Source organism: Sporichthya brevicatena, assembly GCF_039525035.1.
Taxonomy (GTDB): Bacteria; Actinomycetota; Actinomycetes; order Sporichthyales; family Sporichthyaceae; genus Sporichthya; species Sporichthya brevicatena.
In genome coordinates this window covers 108,288-135,262 of sequence record NZ_BAAAHE010000010.1, presented here as the reverse complement: position 1 = coordinate 135,262, position 26,975 = coordinate 108,288, and the positions used below count along the sequence as shown (strand labels likewise).

At 72.6% G+C, this 26,975-nt stretch carries 23 protein-coding genes; 9 read left to right on the top strand and 14 right to left on the bottom strand.

The window, feature by feature from the left end:
* Window positions 1-58: 58 nt before the first annotated feature.
* Window positions 59-1,561, bottom strand: a complete 1,503-nt coding sequence (locus ABD401_RS07510; protein ID WP_344603196.1) for a cell division protein PerM — start codon at window positions 1,559-1,561, stop codon at window positions 59-61.
* A 169-nt stretch (window positions 1,562-1,730) separates the two neighbouring features.
* Here ABD401_RS07510 and ABD401_RS07505 point away from each other — a divergent pair, with 169 nt between their 5' ends.
* On the top strand, window positions 1,731-2,411 hold the full coding sequence (locus ABD401_RS07505) for a hypothetical protein (RefSeq protein WP_344603194.1): 681 nt from the start codon (window positions 1,731-1,733) through the stop codon (window positions 2,409-2,411).
* A 265-nt stretch (window positions 2,412-2,676) separates the two neighbouring features.
* On the opposite strand, the gene sucD is transcribed toward ABD401_RS07505, so the two are convergent.
* Together sucD and sucC are read right to left on the bottom strand one after the other, a co-directional pair.
* On the bottom strand, window positions 2,677-3,564 hold the full coding sequence (sucD, locus tag ABD401_RS07500) for a succinate--CoA ligase subunit alpha (protein ID WP_344603192.1): 888 nt from the start codon (window positions 3,562-3,564) through the stop codon (window positions 2,677-2,679).
* A 27-nt stretch (window positions 3,565-3,591) separates the two neighbouring features.
* Window positions 3,592-4,764 (bottom strand): ADP-forming succinate--CoA ligase subunit beta, encoded by a 1,173-nt coding sequence (gene sucC / locus ABD401_RS07495; protein WP_344603190.1) that lies wholly within the window; start codon window positions 4,762-4,764, stop codon window positions 3,592-3,594.
* A gap of 1,024 nt (window positions 4,765-5,788) precedes the next feature.
* On the opposite strand from sucC, the gene ABD401_RS07490 reads away from it, so the two are divergent.
* Entirely contained in the window at window positions 5,789-6,964 is a 1,176-nt protein-coding gene (locus ABD401_RS07490) for a M23 family metallopeptidase (RefSeq protein WP_344603188.1), read from the top strand.
* A gap of 16 nt (window positions 6,965-6,980) precedes the next feature.
* Here the strand turns inward: ABD401_RS07490 and ABD401_RS07485 are convergent, their stop codons facing one another.
* The gene (locus ABD401_RS07485) at window positions 6,981-8,132 is read right to left on the bottom strand and encodes an alpha/beta hydrolase (protein WP_344603186.1); all 1,152 of its coding nucleotides are present in this window, start codon (window positions 8,130-8,132) and stop codon (window positions 6,981-6,983) included.
* A gap of 106 nt (window positions 8,133-8,238) precedes the next feature.
* Between ABD401_RS07485 and ABD401_RS07480 the strand changes: the two genes are divergently transcribed.
* On the top strand, window positions 8,239-9,240 hold the full coding sequence (locus tag ABD401_RS07480) for an ABC transporter substrate-binding protein (RefSeq protein ID WP_344603184.1): 1,002 nt from the start codon (window positions 8,239-8,241) through the stop codon (window positions 9,238-9,240).
* 18 nt (window positions 9,241-9,258) lie between these two features.
* On the opposite strand, the gene pcrA is transcribed toward ABD401_RS07480, so the two are convergent.
* The 4 genes from pcrA to ABD401_RS07460 all read right to left on the bottom strand — a co-directional run bounded on the left by pcrA (window position 9,259) and on the right by ABD401_RS07460 (window position 14,348).
* Window positions 9,259-11,694, bottom strand: a complete 2,436-nt coding sequence (gene pcrA, locus ABD401_RS07475) for a DNA helicase PcrA (RefSeq protein ID WP_344603182.1) — start codon at window positions 11,692-11,694, stop codon at window positions 9,259-9,261.
* Between the two features lie 57 nt (window positions 11,695-11,751).
* On the bottom strand, window positions 11,752-12,096 hold the full coding sequence (locus ABD401_RS07470; protein ID WP_344603180.1) for a hypothetical protein: 345 nt from the start codon (window positions 12,094-12,096) through the stop codon (window positions 11,752-11,754).
* 99 nt (window positions 12,097-12,195) lie between these two features.
* The gene (locus ABD401_RS07465) at window positions 12,196-12,879 is read right to left on the bottom strand and encodes a LuxR C-terminal-related transcriptional regulator (protein WP_344603178.1); all 684 of its coding nucleotides are present in this window, start codon (window positions 12,877-12,879) and stop codon (window positions 12,196-12,198) included.
* Window positions 12,880-12,881: 2 nt separating this feature from the next.
* Window positions 12,882-14,348: an ATP-binding protein gene (locus tag ABD401_RS07460; protein WP_344603176.1), complete on the bottom strand. Its 1,467-nt coding sequence runs from the start codon at window positions 14,346-14,348 to the stop codon at window positions 12,882-12,884.
* Here ABD401_RS07460 and ABD401_RS07455 point away from each other — a divergent pair.
* The 4 genes from ABD401_RS07455 (at window position 14,347) to ABD401_RS07440 (ending at window position 18,646) form a co-directional block, all read left to right on the top strand.
* Window positions 14,347-15,591 carry a PspC domain-containing protein gene (locus ABD401_RS07455; protein WP_344603174.1) on the top strand — a complete coding sequence of 415 codons (1,245 nt, stop codon included), beginning with the start codon at window positions 14,347-14,349 and terminating at the stop codon, window positions 15,589-15,591. The two genes, ABD401_RS07460 and ABD401_RS07455, sit on opposite strands and share 2 nt — an antisense overlap.
* Complete coding sequence (locus ABD401_RS07450; protein WP_344603172.1) at window positions 15,578-15,823, top strand: hypothetical protein; 246 nt, start codon at window positions 15,578-15,580, stop codon at window positions 15,821-15,823. The genes ABD401_RS07455 and ABD401_RS07450 overlap by 14 nt, the downstream gene beginning before the upstream one ends.
* Window positions 15,824-15,880: 57 nt before the next feature.
* Window positions 15,881-16,657, top strand: a complete 777-nt coding sequence (locus ABD401_RS07445) for a hypothetical protein (RefSeq protein ID WP_344603170.1) — start codon at window positions 15,881-15,883, stop codon at window positions 16,655-16,657.
* A gap of 117 nt (window positions 16,658-16,774) precedes the next feature.
* Window positions 16,775-18,646: an ABC transporter ATP-binding protein gene (locus ABD401_RS07440; protein ID WP_344603168.1), complete on the top strand. Its 1,872-nt coding sequence runs from the start codon at window positions 16,775-16,777 to the stop codon at window positions 18,644-18,646.
* A 144-nt stretch (window positions 18,647-18,790) separates the two neighbouring features.
* Here ABD401_RS07440 and ABD401_RS07435 read toward each other — a convergent pair whose 3' ends face one another.
* The 6 genes from ABD401_RS07435 to ABD401_RS07410 form a co-directional block, all read right to left on the bottom strand.
* The gene (locus tag ABD401_RS07435; RefSeq protein ID WP_344603166.1) at window positions 18,791-19,135 is read right to left on the bottom strand and encodes a hypothetical protein; all 345 of its coding nucleotides are present in this window, start codon (window positions 19,133-19,135) and stop codon (window positions 18,791-18,793) included.
* A gap of 150 nt (window positions 19,136-19,285) precedes the next feature.
* The gene (gene guaA, locus ABD401_RS07430) at window positions 19,286-20,866 is read right to left on the bottom strand and encodes a glutamine-hydrolyzing GMP synthase (protein ID WP_344603164.1); all 1,581 of its coding nucleotides are present in this window, start codon (window positions 20,864-20,866) and stop codon (window positions 19,286-19,288) included.
* Between the two features lie 21 nt (window positions 20,867-20,887).
* Window positions 20,888-21,769, bottom strand: coding sequence for a cytochrome c biogenesis CcdA family protein (locus ABD401_RS07425; RefSeq protein WP_344603162.1), 882 nt, complete (start codon window positions 21,767-21,769; stop codon window positions 20,888-20,890).
* 13 nt (window positions 21,770-21,782) lie between these two features.
* Window positions 21,783-22,394 (bottom strand): TlpA family protein disulfide reductase, encoded by a 612-nt coding sequence (locus tag ABD401_RS07420; RefSeq protein WP_344603160.1) that lies wholly within the window; start codon window positions 22,392-22,394, stop codon window positions 21,783-21,785.
* 292 nt (window positions 22,395-22,686) lie between these two features.
* Window positions 22,687-24,963, bottom strand: a complete 2,277-nt coding sequence (locus ABD401_RS07415; RefSeq protein ID WP_344603158.1) for a family 2A encapsulin nanocompartment cargo protein cysteine desulfurase — start codon at window positions 24,961-24,963, stop codon at window positions 22,687-22,689.
* Window positions 24,960-25,898: a family 2A encapsulin nanocompartment shell protein gene (locus ABD401_RS07410; protein WP_344603156.1), complete on the bottom strand. Its 939-nt coding sequence runs from the start codon at window positions 25,896-25,898 to the stop codon at window positions 24,960-24,962. Before ABD401_RS07410 ends, ABD401_RS07415 begins: the two co-directional genes overlap by 4 nt.
* 233 nt (window positions 25,899-26,131) lie before the next feature.
* Between ABD401_RS07410 and ABD401_RS07405 the strand changes: the two genes are divergently transcribed.
* Window positions 26,132-26,458, top strand: a complete 327-nt coding sequence (locus ABD401_RS07405; protein WP_344603154.1) for an ArsR/SmtB family transcription factor — start codon at window positions 26,132-26,134, stop codon at window positions 26,456-26,458.
* Window positions 26,455-26,967 carry an SRPBCC domain-containing protein gene (locus ABD401_RS07400; protein WP_344603152.1) on the top strand — a complete coding sequence of 171 codons (513 nt, stop codon included), beginning with the start codon at window positions 26,455-26,457 and terminating at the stop codon, window positions 26,965-26,967. Before ABD401_RS07405 ends, ABD401_RS07400 begins: the two co-directional genes overlap by 4 nt.
* Window positions 26,968-26,975: the final 8 nt, after the last annotated feature.

Sequence of the window (26,975 nt, the reverse complement as noted above, 5' to 3'; positions counted from 1 at the left end):
CCGGGATCCTGTTGGCCTCAACCCTGATCTGGATCAAGACCGACTTGATCAACACGCCCTAGTCCCGGGCCGGCCCTTCGGTCTCGCCCGTCGGGCCGGCGCCCTCGGCGTCGTCGGCGAGGTCGTCGACGTCCGCGGCCGCGACGACCTCGATCGGGGTCCCGGCCGGACCGTCCGCCGGCTCGGCCTCCCCGGTCGACTCCGGTTCCGGCGTCGGCTTCGGCGCCGGCTCCGGCGTCGGCATCGCCTCCGCCGTCGACTCGGGCGCGGCCGGCGGCCGCGAGTCCGGCTTCTTCTGGGTCGGGATCCGCGGGGCGGGGACCATCGTCCGGCCGGCGACGTTCGCGAGCGGCTGCCGGTAGCGCTCCCAGCCGATGCGGCCGGCGGCGAGGACGACGGCTGCGGCGGCGAGCTGCGCGGCGAGCAGCGGGGCGACGACCAGGCCGTTCGGGCCGAACGCGTCCAGGCGACCCCCGGCGCCCCCGCCGGAGAAGCCGGCCAGCAGACCGGCGCCCAGACCGAGGGCGGCGCCGGCCACCGCGGCGGTGGCGAGCTCCTCGCGCCAGCCGCGACGCTTGCCGCCGGCCGGGCGGGCGAACCACCCGACGACGCCACCGGCGCCGACCGGGATCGCCACGAGCAGCCAGGCGTACCCCGGCAGCGGCCCCGCACCGGGCAGCGCCGCGAGCAGCGGGAGGGCGGGCAGGGCGTCGCCGTGCATCTCGCCGGTCAGGCTGAGCCCACCGTCCGCGCCGAGCGCGATCCCGGGGCCGGCGGCCAGCGAGACCACCCACAGCACGGCGTTCGGGAGCAGGGCCAGGCAGAGCAGCACGATGCCGACGCCGCCGTTGACCCCGCCGCCGACCAGGCCGAGCAGGTCGGAGAACTCACCGGCGTGGAGGGCCAGCGAGATCAGCAGCGCCGCGGCCCCGCCCGCGGCGAGGGCCAGCGCGCCGAAGCCCGCGGCCCGGGCGCCGGTGCGCACCCGGTCGCCGACGCGCGCGACCGCGAAGGCCCACGGCCAGGTCTGGGGCACGACGCCGGCGATTCCGCACGGGACGCCGAGGATCAGCGCCGCCCGAAGGGCGTCGAAGAGGTCGACACCGGCGCCGGCGCGGGCGCTCACCCAGGCCGCAACCCCGGCCGCGGCGGCGTGCCCGACCAGAACCCCGGTGCCGACGACGGCCGCGGGGCCGAGTTCGTGGGCGGCGGTCGTGCGGGCGGCCCAACCGGCGAGGCGGACGGTCAGCACGACGACGAGCGCCGTGATCGCCAGCGGCGGCAGGACGAGTTCGTAGGTGCCGCTCTCGATGGGGGCACGCTGGCCCATCAGGTACAGCGTGGCGGCCCCGCGGAACGGCGCGGCGCTGACGCCGTCGGAGACGATCGGCCCCGCGGCCCAGAGCAGGACGGTGACCGCGGAGAGCAACGCCGTCGCGACCGCGGCGCCGAGAAGGGCCGCCCCGGCTCCCGCGGCGAGCAGCCAGCGTGGGCCCGGGGTCTCCCGAGCGGGTCCGGGGCGGGTGGTGCGAAGCCGCGGCCCGGCGTCGAGACTGACCATTCGTCCACTCTGACCGCCGCGGATGTGAAGATCACGCACCGACACCACGTGTTCCGCACGACGCGCTCGGTGACCGCCGCACGGGCGCAGCGGATCGGACATCCGTGACCTTGAGGGACGTTCCGACGATCGCCCTTCACCGCCTGTCACCGGTGCCTTCAATGGAGGCGTGGACCATGTCATCGATGCCACGTCCTCCGCGCTGAGCGCCCCGGCCCGCCCGCCGGTGGCCAGCTTCGTCGTCGAGGAGGACGTCGACCGCGAGCCCTCGCTCGTCGAGCGCCTGCTCGGCGCCCCGGGCTGGACCTTTCACGCGATCTGCGGCGTCGGCGCGCTCAGCATGCTCTGGGCCGCCAGTTCCCCGACCGGCCTCGACCTCACCGGTGACCCGTTCGCCTGGGTGGGCCTCGCCTGCCTGGTGGCGTTCCTGGCCCGGTTCGTGGCCGCGGCCTCGCGCCGCACTCTGACCACCGCGTTCCTCGGCGTGCCGCTGATGGTCGCGGCCGTCGCCGGCCTCGAGTACGAGGAGCTCCCCCAGGAGCTGCGGTGGATGCAGGCCGAGGGCGGCTTCGAGTCAACCCTGCGCGCCCTCCCCACCGCCAAGAAGTGGGACCAGACAGCCGCCGACGACATGACCCCGGGCCGCATCGGCTCCTACTGGGTCGACGGCGTCACCCGCGACAGCGCCGGCGCCGCCCAGTTCCACCTGGCGAGCCCGTTCGGCGGCACCGTCGGCGCCGCGTTCACCTACCTCGTCGACGGCCCGACCGACGAGGTCCGCGCCGCCAACCCCGGCGCGACCTTCGAGCACCTCAAGGGCAACTGGTACGTCGTCCGCCACGCGAACTGACCCGTCCTGATCCTGCGGGATGACGTCCCGCAGCCCCGCCTTGTCAGCCCGCCCACGGGCCGACACGCCCCCTCCCCGGGATGACGTCCCGCAGGCCGGGCCTGTCAGCCCACCCACGGGCCGACACCCACCCCCTGCGGGACGTCATCCCGCAGAACAGGCGGGGGACGAACGCGCGTGAGCCCCGGTTCCCGACGAGGGAACCGGGGCTCGGTGCGCTGCGGCTGACGGGCGCGGAGCGCGGCGTCAGAGCTTCGCGACGGCGTCAGAGCTTCGCGACGGCCTCGCGCATGAGGCGGGCGGTCTCGGACGGGGTCTTGCCGACCTTGACGCCGATGGCCTCGAGGGCCTCCTTCTTGGCCTGGGCGGTGCCGGAGGAACCGGAGACGATCGCGCCGGCGTGGCCCATGGTCTTGCCCTCGGGGGCGGTGAAGCCCGCGACGTAGGCGACGACCGGCTTGGTCACGTTGGCGGCGATGAAGTCCGCGGCACGCTCCTCGGCGTCGCCACCGATCTCACCGATCATGACGATGGCGTCGGTGTCGGGGTCGGCCTGGAACGCGGCGAGGCAGTCGATGTGCGTGGTGCCGATGACCGGGTCGCCACCGATGCCGACGCAGGTGGTGAAGCCGATGTCCCGGAGCTCGTACATCATCTGGTAGGTCAGCGTGCCGGACTTGGACACGAGACCGATGCGGCCGGCCTTGGTGATGTCGGCCGGGATGATGCCGGCGTTCGACTTCCCGGGCGAGATGATCCCCGGGCAGTTCGGGCCGATGATGCGCGACGCGGCGCCCTTGCTCTGGTTGTACGCGTGGAACGACGCGGTGTCGTGGACCGGCACACCCTCGGTGATGACGACGATCAGCGGGACACCCGCGTCGATCGCCTCGATGACGGCGCCCTTGGTGAACTTCGGCGGGACGAAGACGACGGAGACGTTCGCGCCGCCGTCGGAGACCGCCTCGGCGACCGAGTTGTAGACCGGCAGGGCCGCGCCGTTGAACTCGACCTTCTGGCCGCCCTTGCCGGGGGTGACGCCGCCGACGATGTTCGAGCCCGAGTCGAGCATCCGCTGGGTGTGCTTACGCCCCTCGGAACCCGTCATGCCCTGAACGACGATCTTGCTGCTGGAGTTGAGGAAGATTGCCACAGCTAGGTCCTTAGATCTGAGGGATCGTCAGCGGGCGGCGAGCTCGGCCACGCGGGCGGCAGCGCCGTCCATCGTGTCCACCATCTCGACCACGGACAGGTTCGCGTCGTTGAGGATGCGGCGACCCTCTTCGGCGTTGTTGCCGTCGAGGCGGACGACGAGCGGCTTGTTCACCGTCTGACCCTGGCCCTCGAGGAGCGCGATGGCCTGGACGATGCCGTTGGCGACCGCGTCGCAGGCGGTGATGCCGCCGAAGACGTTGACGAAGACGCTCTTCACGGCCGGGTCGCCGAGGATGATGTCGAGGCCGTTGGCCATGACCTCGGCCGAGGCGCCGCCACCGATGTCGAGGAAGTTCGCCGGCTTCACGCCGCCGTGGGCCTCGCCCGCGTAGGCGACGACGTCGAGGGTCGACATGACCAGGCCCGCACCGTTGCCGATGATCCCGATCTCGCCGTCGAGCTTGACGTAGTTGAGGTTCTTCTCCTTGGCCTTCTGCTCCAGCGGGTCGACCGCGCTCTTGTCGACGAGCGCCTCGTGGTCCGCGTGGCGGAAGTCCGCGTTCTCGTCCAGGGAGACCTTGCCGTCGAGCGCCATGATGACGCCCTCGGTGGTCTTCACCAGCGGGTTGACCTCGACGAGGGTGGCGTCCTCCTCGCGGAAGACGGTCCAGAGCTTCTGCAGCACGGCCTCGACGTCCGGCGCGACCTCGGCCGGGAAGCCGGCGGCCTGGACGATCTCGGCGGCCTTCGCCGCGTCGCAGCCGACGTTCGCGTCGACCGGGATCTTGGCCAGCAGGTGGGGGGTCTCGGCCGCGACCTGCTCGACGTCCATGCCGCCCTGGGTCGTGGCCATCGCCAGGAAGGTGCGGTTGGTGCGGTCGAGGAGGAAGGAGCAGTAGAACTCCGTCTCGATGTCCGCGGTCTGGGCGAGCATCACGCGGCGGACGGTGTGGCCCTTGATGTCCATGCCGAGGATCTGCTCGGCGAGCTTCTCGGCCTCCTCCGCGGTCTCGGCGAGCTTGACGCCGCCGGCCTTGCCGCGGCCACCGACCTTCACCTGTGCCTTGACGACCACGCGGCCGCCCAGCTTCTCGGCCGCGGCGCGGGCCTCCGCGGGGGTCTCGGCGACCAAGCCACCCAGCACCGGTACTCCGTGCTTGGCGAACAGGTCGCGCGCCTGGTACTCGAACAGGTCCACGGCGGGGCCCTTCCTTCACGTATTCGGGGCAAATCCGCCGCGAGACTAGCCGCCCCCAACGAACACAGAACGCACAGGGTTCCGTCGGGAGACCCGAATCACCGACTGCACAACAGCGCTCGCGGCACGTGAGGCGAACTCACACTGCGACGCGAGCGACCGAGGCAAGCGGCCGGAACGGCCGCCGCCCGGCCCGCGGAGCGCGACGCGGCCGAAGGCCGCAGAAAAGATTTGGGCGGGGAGGAGTCCCTGTGCCCCTGACAGCCGGTGAACGGCGCCACGAGCGAAGGTCGCTGGCGGGCTGAGCCTCCCCGCGCCAGCAGGTTCGTCCGCGGCGGCGGCGGGGTCAAGGCTCCCCGCGATCTCCATGGCCTTTCCACAGGAAACCGGCGTCCCGGGACGTATTCGGACGCGAAGTCAAGAGGGCGCGCAGCAGCAGTTGGAGCAGCGTTGACGCCGGCTCCGGCCGAGCGGTCACAGTTCGGATTCAGCGCGACACGGAAACCGGAGAGTGACCGACGTCGACTACGGAACGTGGGTAGATTTCACGGTAGCTCGGCGTGTCGGAATGGGTGAATTTTGCTCTTCTGCGCGTCATGTCCACACCACACGGTCACGACTGGGGCCTCGGCAGTCACATCCGGTAACTTCAGCACCGGTCCCTGGTCGCTTTGAGTGTTCTTTGCCGGGTGGCCGTGGGTGCATGACCGCGTGACCGTTACCGTTCGAGTCTGTTGAAGTCGGATCTCTGGGCTTCGGCAGCGCACGTACCAACACCGAGTGACCGGGAGAACCCTCCGTGGCCAACGGCCGACATGCGCGTGGTGCTGAGCACCTCGAAGCGCAGCTCGACCCAGACGCCTCGGCTCCGCTCTCGGTGCCGGCGCCCGAAATGCCGGTTCCGACCGGTCGACGCCGCAAGGTGATCGCAGAGCCGACCGCTCTCGTTACCGAGGTACCCACTTCCGGCGCAGTTCAAGACATCGTCCCCACCGGAACCGGCCGCCGTCGCCGCGTGCCCCCGGTGCCGGAGACCCTCCCCGCCGCGGCGGGGCTCTCCGAGACGCGCCCCGAGACGCGCTCCGAGACGCTCGCCGACGTCCTGGCGGAGCAGCCGCTGCCCGCCCCGACCGGCCGTCGTCGCAAGGCTCCGCCCGCGACCGAGACCCTCGCCGAGTTCGCTGCCGCCGCGGAGCTGCCCGTCGCCGCCGTCGCACCCGGCACCGGTCGCCGCCGCCGCGTCGCCGCCGCGCCGGCCCCGATCGTCGAGCCCACGATCTTCACCGCGGCCCCGGCCCCGGTCGTCGAGGCCCCGGTCCTCGCCCCGATCGCGCTGGAGATCCCCGCCGAGCCGATCCTCGAGCCGGTCGTCGAGCTGGCGTCCCGCGCCGAGCGTCGCGAGGCGGCCCGCAAGCACGCCAAGCGCAGCGCCCGGACCCACGCGTCCCGTCGGCGCAAGGTCGTCGTCCTCCCCGCCGGCGCCCCGAGCGGCACCTCGCTGATCGCCGGCGCCGCCGCGGTCGCGGTCGCCGCGGCCGGTGTGGTCGGCGCCGTGAAGGCCGGCGGCGGCGACTCCGCCACCAGCGCCACGATGACCGGCGCCTCGGCCCTCGGCGTGACCGAGACGGGCTCCCTGGTCGACTCCGCCTCGGTGAACCGCGAGCAGGCCCGCGCCAGCCGCGAGCGCGCCCGCGACGCCCTCGCCGACCGCATCCGCGCCGCCGAGGAGCTGCAGAAGAAGCAGGAGGCCGCGGCCCGCGCCCTGGCCGCCGCGAAGGCTCGCGCCCAGCAGCTCGCGCTGCTCGCGAAGAACTACAGCCTCCCGGTCCGCGGCTACCACCTGACCGCGACCTTCGGCGCCGGCGGTTACCGCTGGGCCGCCGGCCACACCGGCCTGGACTTCGCCTGCGGCTACGGCAGCCCGATCCGCGCCGTGGCCGCCGGGACCGTGATCTTCGCCGGCTACGACGGCGCCTACGGCTACAAGACCGTGATCCGGCACCTCGACGGCACCGAGAGCTGGTACGCCCACCAGTCGCAGATCCTGGTCCGCCGCGGCCAGGTCGTCGCCGGCCAGGTCATCGGCCGCGTCGGGATGACCGGCAACACCTCCGGGCCGCACCTGCACCTGGAGATCCGGATCAACGACCGGCCGGTCAACCCCTACAACTGGCTGCGCTCCAAGGGCCTGCGCCCGTAGCAGCCCAGCCCGGCAGTCAGTGCCGGTGCTTCCCGCCGCTCACCGTGGTGTGGATCCAGCGCTGCGCGGCGCCGAACGACTCCTGCGAGGACCGGACGGCGTTCAGCGCGTGGCCGGCGCCCGGCACGAGGTAGGCGTCCACCGAGGGCACGTTCGGTCCCAGCTTCGGGGCCTCGCTCGCGACGAGGTTCGCGGCCGTGTCGCAGGGTGCCCCGAGGTCGCCGGGCTCCAGGGAGCAGAACAGGCCGTCGTTGGTGCCGATCAGCAGGAACACCGGCACGCGGATGTCGAGCGGCGCCCGGAAGAACAACGGGTAGTTGTTCAGCTCGGAGAAAGTGACGGTGCCTTTGGTGGCCTCGTCGGCGGCCACCATGCGGTCGTCGACGTTGGTGTCCGGCGCGTAGTACGTGTCGTACCGAGTTCCCGGACGGTCCGTCAGATAGCCGGGGTCGTAAGCCTTCTGGGCGTACGCCGGGTCGAGGAACGACGGGTAGAGCGGCGCCGACACGATCAGCGGCGTGTGGAACTCGCGGATGTTGTGGGTCGCCCCGGTCAGCACGACGGCGTCGACCTCGGGGTTGTTCGAGGCCGCGAACCAGCTCGTGATCGAGCCGTAGGAATGACCGACGAGGACGACCTTCTCGACCGGCACGTTCTTCACCGGTGCCTGGACCTTGCCGGCCCGGAGCGCCGAGATCAGGGCGCGGACGGCCGCGGCGTTGGAGTTGATGTCGACCTGGAAGCTCGGCGGGTGCGAGCTCTCCCCCGCCCCGAGCCGGTCGATCGCGAGCGTCGCGTAGCCGGCCTTCACGGCGGCGGCCTCCCACGAGTACCGCTCGGAGCCGTCGGGGTCGGGCAGGTTCCAGTACCGGTGGTCGTAGGTGATGCCGTGCACGAGCACCTGGACGGTCCGGGAGGGCTTGTCCTTCGGCTGGCAGAAGCGCACGAAGATCTGCTGGTTCTCCAGCGTCGTCACGGCCGGCTCGGCCGCCCCCGGCACGTAGGGCACGGAGGTGAAGCTCACCGGAACCCGGCTGGTGCGGCACACCCGCTCGGCGACGTCCGGCGCCCCGGCGGCGGCGTCGGCCGCGGTCGCCGGCAGTCCGGCGGCGAGCAGCGCCGCCACCAGCGGGGCTCCGAGGGCACGACGGGACCAGCGAGAATTCATGGGGGCCTCGACTCGTGAACGCCGCTCTCTCGGCAGGGGAGCGGATAGTTCGGAGGCTAAGGGGAACCTGAGAAACGGTCAATGTCCACCGAAACCGGGAGATTTCTTGCGCGCCCGCACGCTCGTCGCCACGCCCGCCCTGCTCGCTCTGCTCACCCTTCCGCTCGCGGCCTGCTCGGACGACGAGAACACCCTGCTCGACGGCCCACGGGGTGGTGTCGAGGCCCCGGCGCAGTCCGCCTCCCCCGCAGCCGGCACGCAGACCTCGGGCACCCGCACGGTCACGCACGCGAAGGGTTCCACCGAGGTCCCGGCCGCGCCGCAGCGGATCGTCACGCTCGACTCCCCGATCCTCGACGCCGCGATCTTCCTCGGCCTCAAGCCGGTGGGGGCGGTGCGCACGAGCGTCGACACCGGAATCTCCGAGTACCTCGCCGACCGGACCGAGGGCGTCGAGATCGTCGGGGAGATCGCGAAGCCGAACCTGGAGGCGATCGCAGCCCTGCAGCCCGACCTGATCCTGTCCTCGACCCTGCGCGACGACGCCCTCTACGACAAGCTCTCGGCGATCGCGCCGACCGTCTTCGCGAACGGCCCCGGCACCGCGTGGCGCGAGGACTTCCTGCTCGTCGGCGAGGCGCTGAACCGTGGCCAGGAGGCCCGGGACGCGCTCGCGGACTTCGACCGGCGCGCGTCCGAGCTCGGGGACCGCCTGGGCCTCAAGGACGCCGACGCGACGATCATGCGCTTCCTGCCCGGGGAGACCCGGGTCTACGGGCCGGACAGCTTCTCCGGCAGCGTCCTGCGGGCCGTCGGCCTCGGGGCACCGGACCTGGCCTACGACCAGTTCGCGATCGCCCGGCTCAGCTCCGAGGAGCTCACGCGCGCCGACGCGGACATCCTCTTCACCACCACCTACGGCGCCGAGGACGAGACCACCCGCGGCGAGGTCACCCCGCTGTGGGGCCGGCTGCAGGCCGTGCAGAAGGGCTGCCAGTTCGACGTCGACGACGACACCTGGATGGTCGGCATCGGCCTGATCGGGGCGACGGCGATCCTCGACGACCTCGAGGCGAAGCTCAGCGAGGGCGACTGCGGCCGGGACTGACGCCCACCGACCCGCGGGTCAGAGCTTCTCGACCGGGGCGTAGCGGAGGAGCAGCCGCTTGGGTGCCCCGTCGCCGAAGTCGATGGTCGCCTCCGCCTTGTCGGCGACGCCGGCGGTGGCGACCACCGTGCCCAGCCCGAACGTGTCGTGGGTGACCCGGTCCCCCACCGACAGCGCGACGATCGGCTTGCTCGGCCCCGCCTGGGCCCGTCCGGCGGGCCGGGCGGCCGGTCGGGGCGAGCCCTGGGCCAGCGCCTGCAACGGGCTGCGGTTGGCGGTCCGCCGCCAGTCGACCAGGTGCGGCGGGATCTCCTCCAGGAACCGCGACGGCGGGTACCACTGCGGCGCGCCCCAGGCGCTGCGGACCTCGGCCCGGGTCACGTAGAGCCGCTCCTGCGCACGGGTCAGCCCGACGTAGGCGAGCCGGCGCTCCTCGGCCAGTTCGACCGGGTCGCCGAGCGAACGCATGTGGGGGAAGATCCCGTCCTCGCAGCCGGTCAGGAACACGACCGGGAACTCCAGGCCCTTGGCCGTGTGCAGCGTCATCAGCGTGACCTGGCCGCCGTCCTCGCCGTCGTCGGCACCACCGCCGTCGGCGTCCGGCAGCTGGTCGGAGTCCGCGACCAGGGCCACGCGCTCGAGGAAGCCGGCGACCGAGCCGTCCGGGTTCGCCTCCTCGTACTCCCGCGCGACCGCGATGAGCTCGCCGAGGTTCTCGATGCGGGTCTCGTCCTGCGGGTCGGTCGAGGTCTCCAGCTCGTGCAGGTACCCGGTCTGCTCGAGGATCGCCTCCAGCACCGTGGACGGCCCCGTGCCGGCCTCGACGAGCGTCGCCAGCTGGTCCATCAGGTCGTTGAACGCCTTCACCTGCGTCAGCGACCGGGTCGCGATGCCGTAGGCCTCCTCGCAGCGGCGCAGCGCCGCCGGGAACGTGATGCGCTCCCGGCTCGCGAGCGCGTCGATGCACGCCTCCGCGCGGTCGCCGATCCCCCGCTTGGGGACGTTGAGGATGCGGCGCAGGCTGACGACGTCCTCGGGGTTGGCGAGCACCCGCAGGTACGCCAGGGCGTCGCGGACCTCCTTGCGCTCGTAGAAGCGCACACCACCGACGACCCGGTACGGCAGCCCGACGCGGATGAAGACCTCCTCGAACACCCGGGAGGCGGCGTTGGTCCGGTAGAACACCGCGACGTCCCTGGGCTTCGCGAGCCCCGCGTCGGCGAGCCGGTCGACCTCGGCCGCGACGAACGACGCCTCCGCGTGCTCGTCCTCGGCGACCCAGCCGACGATCTTCTCCCCGTCGCCGGCGTCGGTCCACAGGTTCTTCGGCTTGCGATCCGGGTTCCGGGCGATGACGGCGTTCGCCGCGGACAGGATCGTCTGCGTGGAGCGGTAGTTCTGCTCCAGCAGGATCACGCGCGCGTTCGGGTAGTCCCGCTCGAACTCGTGGATGTTCCGGATCGTCGCGCCCCGGAAGGCGTAGATCGACTGGTCCGCGTCACCCACGACGCAGAGCTCGGCCGGCGGCAGTTCTGCCGGAACGTCATGTCCGTCCACGGCCTCCGTTCCGCCGACGAGTTCACGGACGAGGACGTACTGCGCGTGGTTGGTGTCCTGGTACTCGTCGACCAGCACGTGCCGGAACCGGCGCCGGTAGTGCTCGGCGACGTCCGGGAACGCCTGCAGCAGGTTCACCGTCGTCATGATCAGGTCGTCGAAGTCGAGCGCGTTCGCGGCGCGGAGCCGCTCCTGGTACATCCGGTAGCACTCGGCGTACGTGGTCTCGACCGGGCCGGTCGCGGTCGAGCTGTACGTGTCCGGGTCGATCAACTCGTTCTTCAGACCGCTGATCGCGTTGCCGATCGCCCGCGGCGTGAAGCGCTTCGGGTCGAGATTGAGGTCACGGACGACCATGCGCAGCAGGCGCTGCTGGTCGGTGTCGTCGTAGACCGAGAACCCGGACGTGAACCCCAGCCGCTTCGCCTCGAAGCGCAGGATCCGCAGGCACGCCGAGTGGAACGTGGACACCCAGTTCGGCGCGGCCGACCCGACCGCCTCGGCGACGCGCTGCTTCATCTCCCCCGCGGCCTTGTTGGTGAAGGTGATCGCGAGGATCTGCGAGGGCCGGACGTGGCGCACCGTGATCAGGTACGCGATCCGGCGCGTGAGGACGCGGGTCTTGCCCGACCCCGCGCCGGCGACGATCAGCAGCGGCGACCCGGAGTGCTCCACCGCCGCCCGCTGCTCCGGGTTCAGCCCGGCGAGCAGGTCCTCGGCCGTGGGCGCCGGACGGGCCGGCGCCTCCGCCCTCGACGGCACGGCCCCCGACGGCACGGCCCTCGACGGCTCCGGACCCGACGCCGGCTCAGTGCGCTCGGGCGCCGCGGCGGGCCGGACACGCTTCGCGGGCGTTCCCGAGCCGGGCATCGGGAGGTCGTCGAAAAGCGTGTCCATTGCTCTCACTCTAGGTCGCGGTGCGCGATGCGGCGGGGCCCGCACCGGCCCCCGGAATCAGGTCCAGGAGTAGGCGATCACCGCGTTGGCCGCGGCCAGCGCGAACGCGGCGAAGAACGCCGGGGCCGGAAGCGGGTCCTTCTTCCGCAGCGCGTGCGTCAGCCCGACGACCGTCAGCGCGACCAGCAGCTTCACGGCGACCTTCGTGTGGTTCAGGTCGCGGTCGTCGGCCTCGTTCACCCCGACCAGCGCCAGCCCGGTGAGGAACTGGATCCCGGCGGTGTGGAAGATCACCGGCGAGAACCGGCGGTTCCCGCTCATCACCTCGAGCAGGAAACCACCGAGCAGCACAGCCATGCCGCCCACATGCAGCACCAAGAGGATCGCCCGCAGCGCGTCCACCCGAATTCCCTTCCTCGGCAGTCGAACGACCCTATGCGGTCGCGCCGACACCCGGGTCGGGCAGCTCGGCCAGGCAGCTCAGCCAGGCAGCTCGGTCCCTCAGATCAGCCGGCGGTCGGTCGCCCACCGGGAGAGCTCGTGCCGGTTGGAGAGCTGGAGCTTGCGGAGCACCGCGGAGACGTGGGACTCCACCGTCCGGTCGGAGATGAACAGGTCCTTCGCGATCTCGCGGTAGGTGTAGCCGCGCGCGATCAGCCGGAGCACCTCCCGCTCGCGGGAGGTGAGGAGGTCGAGCTCGGGGTCGACGGCGGGCGCGGGGCCGGGGGCACCGGGTCCGGCGAACGCGTCGAGGACGAACCCGGCGAGCCGCGGGGAGAACACGGCGTCACCGGCGGCCACGCGGCGGATCGCCTCCGCGAGTTCGGGGCCGGTGATCGACTTCGTGACGTAGCCACGGGCCCCGGCGCGGATCACGCCGATGACGTCCTCCGCCGCGTCCGACACCGAGAGCGCGAGGAAACGGATCTCCGGCGCCTGGGCGAGGACCTCGCGCAGCACGGTGGCCCCGCCGCCCCCGGGGAGGTGGACGTCGAGCAGGACGACGTCCGGACGGTGCTCCAGCGTGGCCGCGACGGCCGTGGGGACGTCCTCGGCCTCCGCGACCACCGTGATGTCCCCCGGTCCGCCGGCGGACCCGTCCCGCGCGGCGTCGAGCTCGGCCCGGACGCCGGTCCGGAACATGCGGTGGTCGTCGACCACCACGACGCGCAGCGACCCGCTCATGCTCAGCTCTCCCCCAACCGCAGTTCGACCTCGGTCCCCTCGCCGGCCCGGCTGCGCACGACGGCCCGCCCGCCGTGGCGCTGCATGCGCCCGACGATCGAGTGGCGGACCCCCGCGCGGTCCTCGGGCACCGCGTCCGGGTCGAAACCCGGGCCGCGGTCGCGCACGTACGCGACGACGGTGTCGCCGTCGACCTCGGCGTAGACGTCGACGGTCGTGCCGGCGTGGACGGCCGCGTTCACCATCGCCTCCCGGGCCGCGGCGAGCAGGGCCCGGCGCGCGTCGGCCGCGGGGCCGTCGAGATCGGCGTCGCCGACCGTCACGACCTCGACCGGGACCCGGTGGGCCTCCTCGACCTCCGCGGCCGTCCGGCGCAGGGCGGCGGCGAGGGTGGAGACGTCCTGCGCGGTGTCACGGTCGCCGTACAGGAACTCGCGGAGGTCGCGTTCCTGACCGCGCGCGAGCCGCATCACCTCGCGGGGGTCGTGTGCCTGACGCTGAATCAGTGCGAGCGTCTGCAGGACCGAGTCGTGCAGATGGGCCGCGAGGTCGGCGTGCATCTGGGACCGGATGCGCTCCGCGCGTTCGTCGGCCAGCGACCGCCACGTCCGCAGCACCCAGGGGCCGACGAGCAGCGCCGCACCACCGAGCAGGACCACGGCCCCGAGCACCCCGCGGCGGACACCGCCGGGACCCCCGGCCAGCACCAGGTACGTGGCCAGACCCAGCGTGACCAGCACACCCCCGGCGACGAACCGGATCCCGACGAGCACCCGGCGGCGCCACGACGACGGTGCCGGCGCGTCGGCCGTCCGCGCGGACCGGTCGGCCTCGTCGACCTGCCACCACACCACGGCCAGGCCGGCGATGACGGCCAGCGCCGGCCAGAGCACCGTCTCGTCGACGCCGAGGCCCGTCTGCTGCAGCGCGAGGACGGCGCCGAGCGCGACGGCCAGCAGCGCGACGAGCTGGCCGATCGACTCCGGCTCCGGACCACGGGCCGGAAGCCGCCGGAGCCCACGCCGCGACGCCGCGGCCAGACCGGGCGGCTCTGCCGCGGCGGAGGGCTCGGAGAGCGGGACGACGAGCCAGAACGCGCCGTAGAGCACGACGCCGAACCCGGCGATGCCGCTCATGACCGCGAACGCGACCCGGACGTGGAGCGGGTCCAGGCCGAGGTGGTCGGCCATGCCGCCGGCGACGCCGGCGACGAGCCGGTTCTCCCGGCGGCGGCGGTAGCGCGTGCGGGGCGAGCCGTCGGCGGCCGGCCCCAGCGGGGAGCCGGTGTCCAGGCCGAAGGTGCTCGTGTCCACGTCGATGATCGTCACACGCGCGAGCGGGTCCGGGTACCCGGGACGCACCCGGGCTCGCCCCGGACCCGGGAGCCCCCCACCCGGGACGATCTCCGGGTCGGGTCCGGGCAGTTCCGGATACCCGCACGCGAGCCGCGAGAACATGCTCGATGTCATGACCGAACACCTGGGCCCCACGGCCACCCCGCCGCCCCCGTCCACCGCGTCGGCGCCCCCGCCGCCCGGGCCGCGCCGGTTCCGCCGGAGCCGGTCCGACCGCGTGCTCGCCGGCGTCTGCGGCGGCCTCGCCGAGTCCCTCGCGCTGGACCCCGTCATCGTCCGCGTCCTCATGGTCGTGCTGTCCTTCTTCGGCGGCGCCGGCCTGATCGTCTACCTCGCGTGCTGGCTGCTGATGCCCGAGGACGACCGCGACACCTCGCTCGCCGAGCGCGTCATCGCCCGCGGCGGGAGCAACCCCTGGCCGGTGCTCCTGCTCGCCGCCGTCCTCGGCCTCGCGGCCGTGCTCAGCATGGGCTGGGTCGTCGACGACCGCGGGCTGCTGCTGATCGCCCTGTTCGTCATCACCGCGGTCGTGCTCGCCCGCCGCGAGTCCCCGCCCGCGGCGGCCCCGCCGCCCTTCACCGCGCCGCCCTTCACCCCGCCGCCGGCGGACCCGACCGCCGGCCCCACGCCCCCGGCCCCGACCGGGTGGGGCGAGACCGGCTACCCGGCGCCGGCCGGCGGCTGGGCGCCGACGGCACCGCTGCCCCCGCTCGCGCCGGCTCCCCCGGCGCCCCCGGCTGCACCCCGGGAGCGGTCGATCCTCGGCCGGCTGACGTTCTGCCTGGTGCTGATCGCGCTCGGCGCGCTGGGGATGGCGGACCTGGCGGGGAGCGACGTGCCCACCGCGGCCTACCCCGCGCTCGTCCTCGCCGGCGCCGGTGCGGGTCTGCTGATCGGCACCCGCTACGGGCGCGGCCGCTGGCTGATCGCCCTCGGCGTCGTGGGCGCCCTCGCGCTGCCGCCGGCGGTCTTCGTCGACGCCTACCGCGGCGGTTGGGCCGATCACGAGCACGCGATCACGCCGCTGTCCGCCGCGGAGATCGCGTCGAAGTACGAGTACCGCGGCGGCCTCGTCCGGCTGGACTTCACGCAGGTCGACTTCACCGACCAGGACGTCTCCACCGCCGTCGAGGTGGGCGTGGGCGACCTGGAACTCGTGGTCCCGCCGAACGTCGACGTCGTGACCGACGTGGACCTGGGCATCGGGTCGGTCGAGGTCTTCGACTCCGAGCACAGCGGGTTCGGGGTCTCGCGCTCCGGTCGCGACGACGGGGCGGACGGCCCCGGCGGCGGCCGGCTGACCGTCCGGATCGAACAGGGCATCGGACACGTGGAGGTGCGTCGTGCGGCGGCATGATCTGGACCCGGTCTCCCTGACCTTCGGGCTGCTGTTCGTCGGGGTCGCCGCCGGGTGGCTGGCGGTGCAGAGCGACGCGATCGAGGTCGCGGACCTGCGCTGGTTCTACACCGGCCTGCTGTTGATCGCCGGCGCCGCCGGGACCGCAATCTCCCTGCTCCGCGAACGCGACCGGGGCGGCGTCACGGGCGGCGCTTCGGACGTCGTGGACACCCCCGAGACACCGTCGTAGGTTGCTGGGGAGCGGCCGCCGTCCCGGGGCGGCCCTCTCCAGGCAGGAGTTCACCCTGTGCACGCCCGAATCGCGGCGACGACCGGTCCGGCCGACCAGATCCCGCAGGCCGACGGTAACGTCCTCGACGTCCTCATGCTCCAGGCGCACGTCGTCACGGCGGTGTTCTGGCTGATCAGCTGCGTGCTGGTCGCCTTCCTCGCCGTCCCGGCGCTGCGCAAGGTCCCCTCCGCGTCGTTCCTGCACGAGCTCCAGGTCCGCCGGGAGCTCGTGTTCGGCGTTCTGTGGGCGACGTTCGTCCTCACCCTCGGGACCGGCACCTACCTGCTGTTCCAGCAGGCGATCTACGACCCGCCGTTCTCCGGCGGCGACTTCAACGGCCTGGAGGACCAGCCGTACGGGCTGCCGTACTACTACGCGCTCTACGGCAAGATCGCGCTCTTCCTCCTGATGGGCGGTGCCTCGCTGATCCTCGCGCTGGAGGGCAACCGCGCGGCGCAGCTCTCCGAGGCGGCCGGCGGCCCGGTCGAGGGCGCCGAGGAGGACGACCCGGCCTGGCTCGACGAGGAGGTCCTGCCCGGCGGCGTCGCGTCGGTTCCGAGCGGCCCCGGTGCCGACCTCGAACCGGACGCCCCCGCGGTCGACGTCTCCGACGGCGCCACCCGCCTCGCGACCCGTCCCCGCGCGCCCCAGCGCTCGCTCGCGACGCTGTGGGCCTCCGCGGGGGTCCTGGTCGTCGGGGCCGGCGGGGTCGGGTTCTGCGTCACGCTCATCAAGTACTTCCACGAGCTCGCCCGCGCCGCGGTGGTCTACGAGCAGCTCCGCCTGCGCTGATCACCTGCCCGGCGCGGGCGCCGTGCATCGGGCGCCGTAATTCGGGAGTGCCAGGCCGCTCCCCGGCGTTACGTTGCCCAGGACCCCCGCCCGGGGTCGGAGAGCAGGGAGCTCGGCATGAGCATGGAGATGGCCGCCTGGACCTCGGCCTGGCGCGCGGCGCACATGGACGGTCAGCAGCCGCGGACGTTCTCGCGGGCCACCGCGCGGCGCATCCTCGGCTTCGCACGGCCGCACCGGCGCGCGCTGGTGGCGTTCCTGATCCTGTCCGTCGTGCTGGCGCTCCTGACGGTCGCGACTCCGCTGCTCGCCGGCTACGTCGTCGACGCGATCATCGAGAAGCGCTCGACCGGCGTCGTCGTCGGCCTGGCGGTCGTCATCGCGGGCATCGCGGTCGCCGAGGCCGTCCTGGGCGTCGTCAACCGGCTGCTGTCGGCCCGGATCGGCGAGGGCCTGATCTTCCACCTGCGGACCGCGGTCTTCGACCACGTGCAGCGCATGCCGGTCGCGTTCTTCACCCGGACCCGCACCGGCGCACTGGTGAGCCGACTGAACAACGACGTCATCGGGGCACAGCGCGCCTTCTCCACCGTGCTGTCGGGTGTCGTCGCGAACACCGTGACGCTGCTGCTGACGGTCGTCGTCATGGCCCGGTTGTCGTGGCAGGTGACCGTGCTGGCGCTGATTCTGCTGCCGGCGTTCGTCCTCCCCGCGCGGCACGTCGGGCGCCGACTGGCGTCGATGCAGCGCGAGGCCGCCGCCCACAACGCCGCCATGACGAACCAGATGACCGAGCGCTTCTCCGCCCCCGGCGCGACGCTGGTGAAGCTCTTCGGCCGCCCGCACGTCGAGTCCGCGGAATTCGCCGCGCGCGCCGGCCGCGTGCGCGACATCGGCGTGAAGTCCGCGATGGCGCAGTGGATCTTCATCAGCGCGCTGACGCTCGTCTCCGCCCTGGCGCTCGCCCTCGTCTACGGGCTCGGCGGCTACTTCGCCCTCCGCGGCGACCTCGAAGCCGGCGCCGTCGTCACCCTCGCCCTGCTGCTGACCCGGCTCTACGCGCCGCTGACCGCGCTCGCCTCGGCGCGCGTCGACATCATGAGCGCGCTGGTGAGCTTCGAGCGGGTCTTCGAGGTCCTCGATCTGCCGCCGCTGATCGCCGAGCCCGAGGACCCGAAGCCGCTGCCCGACGGGCCGCTGTCGGTGGAGCTGTCCGACGTCCACTTCGCCTACCCGGCGGCCGACAAGGTCTCGCTCGCCTCGCTCGAGGAGGTCGCCGTGCTCGACACCCGCGGCGGCGTCGAGGTCCTCCACGGCGTCTCGTTCACCGTCGAACCCGGCGCGATGGTCGCACTCGTCGGCTCCTCCGGCGCCGGGAAGTCGACGATCGCGAGCCTCATCCCTCGGCTCTACGACGTCGACTCCGGCGCGGTCCGGATCGGCGGCGTCGACGTCCGGGACGTCGCGTCCGCCGACCTGCGCGCCGCGCTCGGCATGGTCACCCAGGACGGCCACCTGTTCCACGAGAGCATCCGCGCGAACCTGCTCCTGGCGCGCCCGGAGGCGAGCGAGGACGAGCTCTGGGAGGCCCTGGAGCGCGCCCGCCTGACCGACCTGATCCGCGCCCTGCCCGACGGCCTCGACACCGTCGTCGGCGAGCGCGGCTACCGCCTGTCCGGCGGCGAGCGGCAGCGTCTGACGATCGCGCGCCTCCTGCTCGCCCAGCCGTGCATCGTGATCCTCGACGAGGCGACCGCCCACCTGGACTCCACCTCCGAGGCCGCGGTCCAGGCCGCCCTCGGCGAGGCCCTCGCCGGCCGGACCGCGATCGTCATCGCCCACCGGCTCTCCACGATCCGCGCCGCCGACGAGATCCTCGTCGTCGAGGACGGCCGGGTCGTCGAACGCGGCCCCCACGCCCGCCTCCTCGCCGCCGGCGGCCGCTACGCCGAGCTCTACCGCACCCAGTTCGCCGACCAGGCCGCCTGACCCCTGCACTGGAGATGACATCTGCACTGGAGATGACATCTCCAAGGAAAGGGTTTCGGGTTTAACGCCGAAGGGGCCACCGCCCCCCACGGTGACCCCTTCGGCGAAACTTGCTGCGAACCCGGCGCGGCGAACCCGGCGGGCTCAGCCGACCTTCGCGACCTCGCGGTGGACGATCGGGCGGCCGGTACCCAGGTCGACCGCGATGCGCGGGACCGGGACGGTGACGGTCGGGACCGCGACCTCGGGCTTGCGGCCGGCGGTGCGGGCGACGGCCTGGCCGACGTTCGCGACGCCGTGGACGGTGCCGCGAACGGTGCGCCGGGCGGCGTTCACCATCACGGCGGCGACGTTGTAGACCGCGTACAGGCTCAGCACCAGGACGAGGATCGCGCCACCCTGCAGCACCAGCGTGCTGTTGTCGTGCACGGTGCCGTTCTCCGTGGCGAAGTCGTTCCAACCCGCGACGATGCTGGTGATCGTGCCCATGACTGCTGCCCCTGTCCCACTGCCGACTTCCTGTCGGCGAATGGCACTGTGACGGGGCCGGAAGCAGGCCGGTTCCGTGATCGTCCGCGAACCGTCGGTATGTCCGACTTTGCCCTCATCCGTTCGTACGATGGCCGAACGGTAAGCGGCTCACTCCCACTCGATCGTGCCCGGCGGTTTGCTGGTGACGTCGAGTACGACGCGGTTGATCTCCCGCACCTCGTTGGTGATGCGCGTGGAGATCCTGGCGAGGACGTCGTAGGGCAACCGCGACCAGTCGGCCGTCATCGCGTCCTCGGAGCTGACCGGCCGCAGGACGACGGGGTGGCCGTAGGTCCGGCCGTCGCCCTGGACGCCGACGGAGCGGACGTCCGCGAGCAGCACGACCGGGCACTGCCAGATGTCGCGGTCCAGTCCGGCGAGCGTGAGCTCCTCGCGGGCGATCGCGTCGGCCTCGCGGAGGATGTCGAGACGCTCGGCGGTGACCTCGCCGATGATGCGGATGCCGAGCCCGGGTCCCGGGAACGGCTGGCGCCACACGATCTCCGCCGGCAGGCCGAGCTCCTCGCCGACCCGGCGCACCTCGTCCTTGAACAGCGCGCGCAGCGGCTCGACCAGTTGGAACTGCAGGTCGTCCGGGAGGCCGCCGACGTTGTGGTGGCTCTTGATGTTCGCCGCGCCCTCGCCGCCGCCGGACTCGACGACGTCCGGGTAGAGCGTCCCCTGCACGAGGAACTCGACGGTCTCGCCGTGCGCCCCGGCGTCGGCGACGACCTCCCGCGCGGCCTGCTCGAAGACGCGAATGAACTCGCGGCCGATGATCTTGCGCTTCTCCTCGGGATCGGTGACCCCGGCGAGCGCGTCGAGGAACCGCTTCTGTGCGTCGACGACCTTGAGCGAGACCCCGGTGGCGGCGACGAAGTCGCGCTCGACCTGCTCGGCCTCGCCCTTGCGCAGCAGCCCGTGGTCGACGAAGACGCAGGTGAGCTGGTCCCCCACCGCACGCTGCACGAGCGCGGCGGCGACGGCGGAGTCGACGCCGCCGGACAGGCCGCAGACGAGACGCCCGGAGCCGACCTTCTCGCGGATCGCGGCGACGGTCTCGTCGACGATGTTCACCATCGTCCACGTCGGACGGATGCCGGCGACGTCGTGCAGGAACCGCTCGAGCACCGACTGCCCGTGGGCGGTGTGCACGACCTCGGGGTGGTACTGGACGCCGGCGAGCCGACGGGCCCGGTCCTCGAACGCGGCGACCGGCGCACCGGCGGAGGTCGCGAGCACCTCGAACCCGGCGGGGGCCTCGTGGACCGCGTCGCCGTGGCTCATCCAGACCGTCTGCTCCTCCGGCTGTCCCGCGAGCAGGTCACCGGCAGAGGTGACGCGCAGCGGCGTCCCGCCGAACTCCGACAGGCCGGTCCGCGCGACGGTGCCGCCGAGGGCCTGCGCCATCGCCTGAAAGCCGTAGCAGATGCCGAAGACGGGGACGCCGGCGTCGAACAGCGCGGGGTCCACGCCGGGCGCTCCCTCGGCGTAGACCGAGGACGGGCCGCCGGAGAGCACGATCGCGGCCGGCTTCTTCGCGAGCATCTGCTCGACCGGCATCGAGTGGGGCACGATCTCGGAGTAGACGCGCGCCTCGCGCACCCGCCGGGCGATCAACTGGGCGTACTGCGCGCCGTAGTCGACCACCAGGACCGGACTTTCCGCGACACCGATCGATGCGTCCACAACCCCGGTCCTCCCACGAAACTACTGACGCGATCCTTCCACAGCGCGCCGGGAGCGGACCGCGACGGCCACCACCGCGACCAGCGCCACACCCGCGCCGACCAGGACCGCCGCGTTCCCGGCCTCGGACACCCACGTGGTCACCGAGCCCGACCAGTCCCCCACCAGCGTGATCGGCCCCTCGGGCGGGTCCGCCCCGCGCTCGATCCGGATCTCGTACCAGCCGTAGTAGGCGACGTACGCCCCCGCGAGGACGGCCAGCGTCCCCGCGGCGAGATTCACGTACGGGAGCACACGACGAATCCGGGCCAGCAGCGTCTGCCGCGCGAGCGCGACGACGACGGTGAGCACGACCAGCACCGACGCCATCCCCGCCGTGTACGCGCCGAACACGACGAGTCCACCCGCGAGGTCGTCGTCGGAGAACGTGCCGACGACCGAGACCAGGAACGCGGGGATCGTGCACGAGAGCGAGACGACGGCGTAGGAGACGCCGAACGCGAACATCGCGGGGATCCCGCCGTCCGCGCGCACGCCCCGCACCGCGGGCAGGCGCAACTTCGGCGTCCAGCCGCGCATCATCGCGATCCCGGCCGGCACGAGCGCGATCCCGATGCCGACGCTCAGCCACGGCGTCCAGCGCTGGACGGTGACCGCGGTCTGCGAGATCAGCAGGCCGGCGATCCCGAACACCAGCGCGAACCCGGACGCCACCACGGCCGCGACGACGGCCGCGCGGGCGAGAGTGGGCCGGCCGGATTCCCTTGCCCCGTCGGCGTTCTCGGCGTCGCCCGGCCCGGCGAGGAAAACCGACAGGTACGCCGGCAGCAGCGCGAACCCGCACGGGTTGAACGCCGCGACGGTGCCGGCGCTGAAGGCGAACCCGACCGGGGCGTCGAGCACGTCCGACCGGTCCTCAGGTGAGCCGGGCGGCGCGCAGGATCGCGTCGGCGTCGAAGTCCCGGAACCACTTCCGGCTGACCTTGCCCTGCGCGTCGATCACGAGGACGGTCGGCTGGTTCGTGACCTTGAAGTGCACCCAGGTCTTCCCGCCGGCGTCCCAGACCATCTCCAGGCCCTCGGTGCCGGTGTCGGCGAGGAAGCCCTTCGCCTGGTCGAGATCGTCCTGCGCGCCGAGCCCGAGCACCGTGATGCGGTCGCCGTGCTCCTTCGCGAACGCGATCAGGTCCGGCGCCTCCCCGCGACAGAAGGTGCAGTGCGGAGCCCAGAACCACAGCAGCACCGGCTTTCCGGCCGGCGCGAGGGCGCGCAGCGCGACCTTCTCGTCGCGCGCGACGCGGACGACATCGACGGCGGGCAGCACGGTGTTCACCCGGGCACCGGAACCGGTTTCGGCCTCCGGTGCATCCGTCGTCGGTCCGGTCGCCGGGTCGACGATGGCCGCGGCGGTCGGCATGCCGGACGTGCGGCCGGTGGCCTCGTCGGCGTCGTCCCCGCACGCGGACAGCAGCAGCGCCGCCGCGATCGCCGGTGCACTCCACCGCACCGTGCGCGTCCTGCCGGCCATCGCTCGCTCCTCTCGGCTGCGGCCGAGCCTACGTCCGCGAGCTGTGCGCGCGACACGCGCGGGAGATCGGCGGGCGTGACCTTTTCCGGCCTCGCTCGTTGCACTGATCACGATCGCCGGCAGCGACGCCCTCGGGTGACGCCCGGCGACCGGCGGCGAGAGCAGCTCGCGCGCCGCGCGCTCCGCGCGCGCAGGCGCGATCGGTGAGCGCCCGCCGCCGCAAGGAGGTGCCCGACCCCGTACAAATCCGGGGGCGGGCACCTCGTGCTTTGCGGGCCGGCGGGCCCGGCTCTCAGGGAGCGGGGTCGGTCGTCCCCTGGCCCCGGCGGGACGCGCCGCCACCGTCGGCGGCGAGCCGGTGCAGGACCGTCACCAGGTGATCGATCTCCGCGCAGGTGTTGTAGAACGCGAGCGACGGTCGGACCGTCGCCTCGAGGCCGTACCGGCGCAGGATCGGCTGCGCGCAGTGGTGGCCCGACCGCACCGCGATGCCCTCGGCGTTCAGGGCGGAGCCGACCTGCTCCGGCGAGTAGCCGTCGAGCACGAACGACATGACGCTGGCCTTGTCCGGCGCGGTGCCGATCAGCGTCAGCCCGGGCACGTCCTTGAGCAGGCGCATGCCGTACTCGAGCAGCGAGTGCTCGTAGGCCGCGGCGTTCTCGAACCCGATGCGCTCCAGGTAGTCGAGCGCCGCACCGAGGCCGACGGCGTCGGCGATCGTGCCCGTGCCGGCCTCGAACTTCATCGGGGCGTGGTGGAACAGCGACCGCTCGAGCGTGACGTCGCGGATCATGTTGCCGCCGGTCTGGTAGACGCCCATCTCCTCCGCGACGTCGTCGCGGACGTAGAGCGCACCGACGCCGGTCGGGGCGAAGATCTTGTGCCCCGAGAACGCGAAGAAGTCCGCGCCCAGGTCCTGGACGTTCACCCGCAGGTGCGGAACCGACTGCGCGCCGTCGACGAGCACCTTGGCCCCGGCGCGGTGCGCGAGCTCCGCGACCTCCTGAACCGGCACCACGGTGCCCAGCGCGTTGGAGACCTGCGTGATCGAGACGAGCTTGGTCCGGTCCGAGAGCAGATCGGTGTAACGGTCCATCAGAATCTGGCCGTCGGAGTCGACCGGGATCACCTTCAGCACGGCGCCGGTCTGCTTGGCCAGCTCCTGCCACGGAACGATGTTCGCGTGGTGCTCCAGGTGGGAGATCACGATCTCGTCCCCGGCGCCGATGTGCTTGCGCCCCCAGGCCGCCGCGACCAGGTTGATGGCCTCGGTCGCCCCGCGGACGAAGACGATCTCGTCGCTGGAGGACGCCCCGAGGAACCGCGCGACCTTGTCGCGCGCACCCTCGTAGGCGTCGGTCGACCGCGCCGCGAGCTCGTGCGCCGCCCGGTGGATGTTCGAGTTCTCGTGCGCGTAGAAGTACGCGAGCCGGTCGATGACCGCCTGCGGCTTCTGCGTCGTCGCCGCGTTGTCGAACCAGACCAGAGGCCGGCCGTTGACGGTCTCGGACAGGATCGGGAAGTCCCGCCGGACCGCCTCGACGTCGAACTCACCGTGGCCGGGGTGCGGGAGCGGACGCCCACCCTCGGGCCGGGGCGCGGTGTACGCCGGCAGGGCCCCGCCCGCGGACGGATAGCCCGCGGCCTCGCCCAGGAAGGAGTACGGCGTCGAGGGCGCGGAGATCGGCGGCGACCCGGCCGGCGCCTCGGGCAACGTCGGGGTCGCGAGGGCCGCCAGGGCGGGGATCTCCGGGAGCTGCGGCACCACGACGTCCGTCGCACCGAACGGATCGGCACCGAACGCCGAGCTGTACTCCGGAGCCGACTCGGCGGCGTGCGGACGCCCGTCCCCGGTGCGCGAGTTCGGAGCGCGCCCGTCGGAGAGCTCCGGCGCCGGGAAGGTCGTCGAGCCAGGCGCCGCCGGGGTCTGCGGCTCGGCCGCCGACGTCGGGGCCGGGGCGGGCTGCCCCAGCGCCAGAGCGGCCAGTGCCGCGAGGCTCGGGATGTCCGGCAGGCCCGGGGCCGTCACGGTGGTGTCGCCGAACGGGTTGCCCTGCTGGTGGCCGGCGGAGTCAGCGTACTGCGTCCCACCGGTGGTGGAACCGCCCGTGGTGCCGGGCCTGGTCGCGGGCGGCGGGGCGGACGCCATCGCGCTGCCCGGCAGCGCCGGACCACCGGCGGGCACGGCCTCGCCGGGCGGCGGGACCGGCGACAGCCACGGCGGGGTGAACTCCCCGTGCGCGAGCGGGGCTGCCGCGTACTGCGCGGCCCCGGTCGTCGAGGCACCGCCGGCCGCACCGGGCGGGTCCAGCCGCGGCGGGCTGGGCAGCCCGGGCGCGCTCGGGGTGTCGAGCGCCGCCGGGGTCGGCTCCATCGCGTTGACTTCTGACGGAGCCTCAGCCGGAACACTGCCCGGCGGCACGGCCCCGGACGGGACAGCACCGGACGGGACAGCACCGGACGTGCCGCCGAGTGCACCGAAGAACTCGGCGGCCATCCGGGTCAGCGTCGCCTCGTCGGGCAGGCCGGCCGGCACGGGGCCGGGGAAGTCCCCGAGACCGGCGGTCACTTCTTGGCGTACTTGTCGTCGTAGGCGTGGTACTTGTCGACCGCGACGCCGTCGAGCACGCCGAGGGCGCTCTCGGTGAGGATCGCGAGCGAGCAGTACAGCGAGATCAGGTACGAGGCGATCGCGTCCCGGGTGATCCCCATGAACCGCACGGACAGCCCCGGGCTCTGCTCGCCGGTGAGGCCCGGCTGGTACAGCCCCACGACGCCCTGCCGGCGCTCGCCGACCCGCATCAGCAGGATCGAGGTGGTGTTGTCGGCCGCGATCGGCACCTTGTCCGAGGGCACGAGCGGCAGTCCGCGCCAGGTGATGAACTGCGAGCCGAACATCGAGATGGTCGGCGGCGGGGTCCCCCGCCGGGTGCACTCGCGGCCGAACGCCGCGATCGCGCGCGGGTGGGCCAGGAAGAACGAGGGCTCCTTCCAGACCTTCACGAGCAGGTCGTCGAGGTCGTCCGGCGTCGGGGCGCCCGTGCGGGACCGGATGCGCTGGTTCGGCGCGCACTGGGTCAGCAACCCGTAGTCCGGGTTGTTGATCAGCTCGCCCTCCTGGCGCTCCTTGATGGCCTCGATCGTGAGGCGGAGCTGCTCGGCGATCTGGTCGTACGGGCTGGAGTACAGGTCCGAGACGCGGGTGTGGACGTCCAGCACGGTCGCGACCGAGTTGAGGAAGTACTCCCGCGCGTTCTCGTCGTAGTCGACGAACGACTGCGGAAGCTCGGACTCGTCGCGGCCGGGGCAGGCGACGTTGACGGTCTCGTCCGTGTTCTTCACGCGGTTGAGGCGGTAGATGCCCGCCTCGACGGGGACCCACTGCAGCAGGTGGACGAGCCACCGCGGCGTGATGGAGTCCATCTGCGCCGGCGTCTTCGTCGCATTCGCGAGTTGACGTGCGGCGGAGTCGGAAAGGGCGCGGGGTTCGGACACCGCGGTCATCGGCACGCTCCTGATCTCGATGAGGCGCGCACAACCTAGCGAAAGTCGACTAACTCCGGCAACAAACTGAACTATGCTGCGCGGCTTTGTTTTTTCTGCCCCCAGGCCCGGTGCGCCCGATGATCATTCACCCGCGATAGGTCCGGACAAAAGAGCCGCACCGAAACCGCTGTGTGAACTCTGTCCTCACCCTCCCGTTGATATGTGACCTTTTGGTCACCTATTCTCGCGCCATGGCCGACGACGCGTTGGGCAGCGTCTTCAAGGCGCTGGCCGACCCGACGCGGCGCTTCCTGCTCGACCTCCTCTTCGCGCGCGACGGCCGCACGCTCACGGAGCTGGAGTCCGAGCTGGAGATGACCCGCTTCGGCGTCATGAAGCACCTCAAGGTGCTCGAGGACGCCAACCTCGTGGTGACGCGGCGCTCCGGCCGGGAAAAGCTCCACTTCCTCAACCCGGTGCCGATCCGTCAGATCCACGACCGCTGGATCGACAAGTTCACCGAGCAGAGCGTGACCGCGCTCCTCGACCTCAAGAACTCACTGGAGCGACCCTCATGACCACTGCGACCGAGACCACGGGCGTCTTCAAGGTCTACATCCGCGCCACCCCGGAAGCGATCTGGAACGCGATCACCGACCCGGAGTGGAGCGTGAAGTACGGCTACGGCGGCTACGTCAGCTACGACCTCAAGCCGGGTGGCGCCTACGCCGTGCGGCCCGACGAGCAGATGCTCGCCGCCGGCAAGGAGATGGGCTTCCCGATCCCCGACGTCATCGTCGACGGCGAGGTGATCGAGGCCAACCCGTACACCCTGCTCAAGCAGAGCTGGCGCATGATCATGGACGAGACCACGTTCTCCGAGGGCTTCACGACCCTCACCTACGAGATCGAGCAGCTCTCCGCCGGCTACTGCTCGCTGACGCTGATCCACGAGTGCCCGGCCCACCCGGCCACGCTGCGCATGGTGAGCGGCCTGAACGAGGCCCCGCCGGACCAGGGCGGCGGCGGCTGGCCGTGGGTCCTGTCCGACCTCAAGTCGCTGCTGGAGACCGGCTCCCGCATGTGACGCCCACC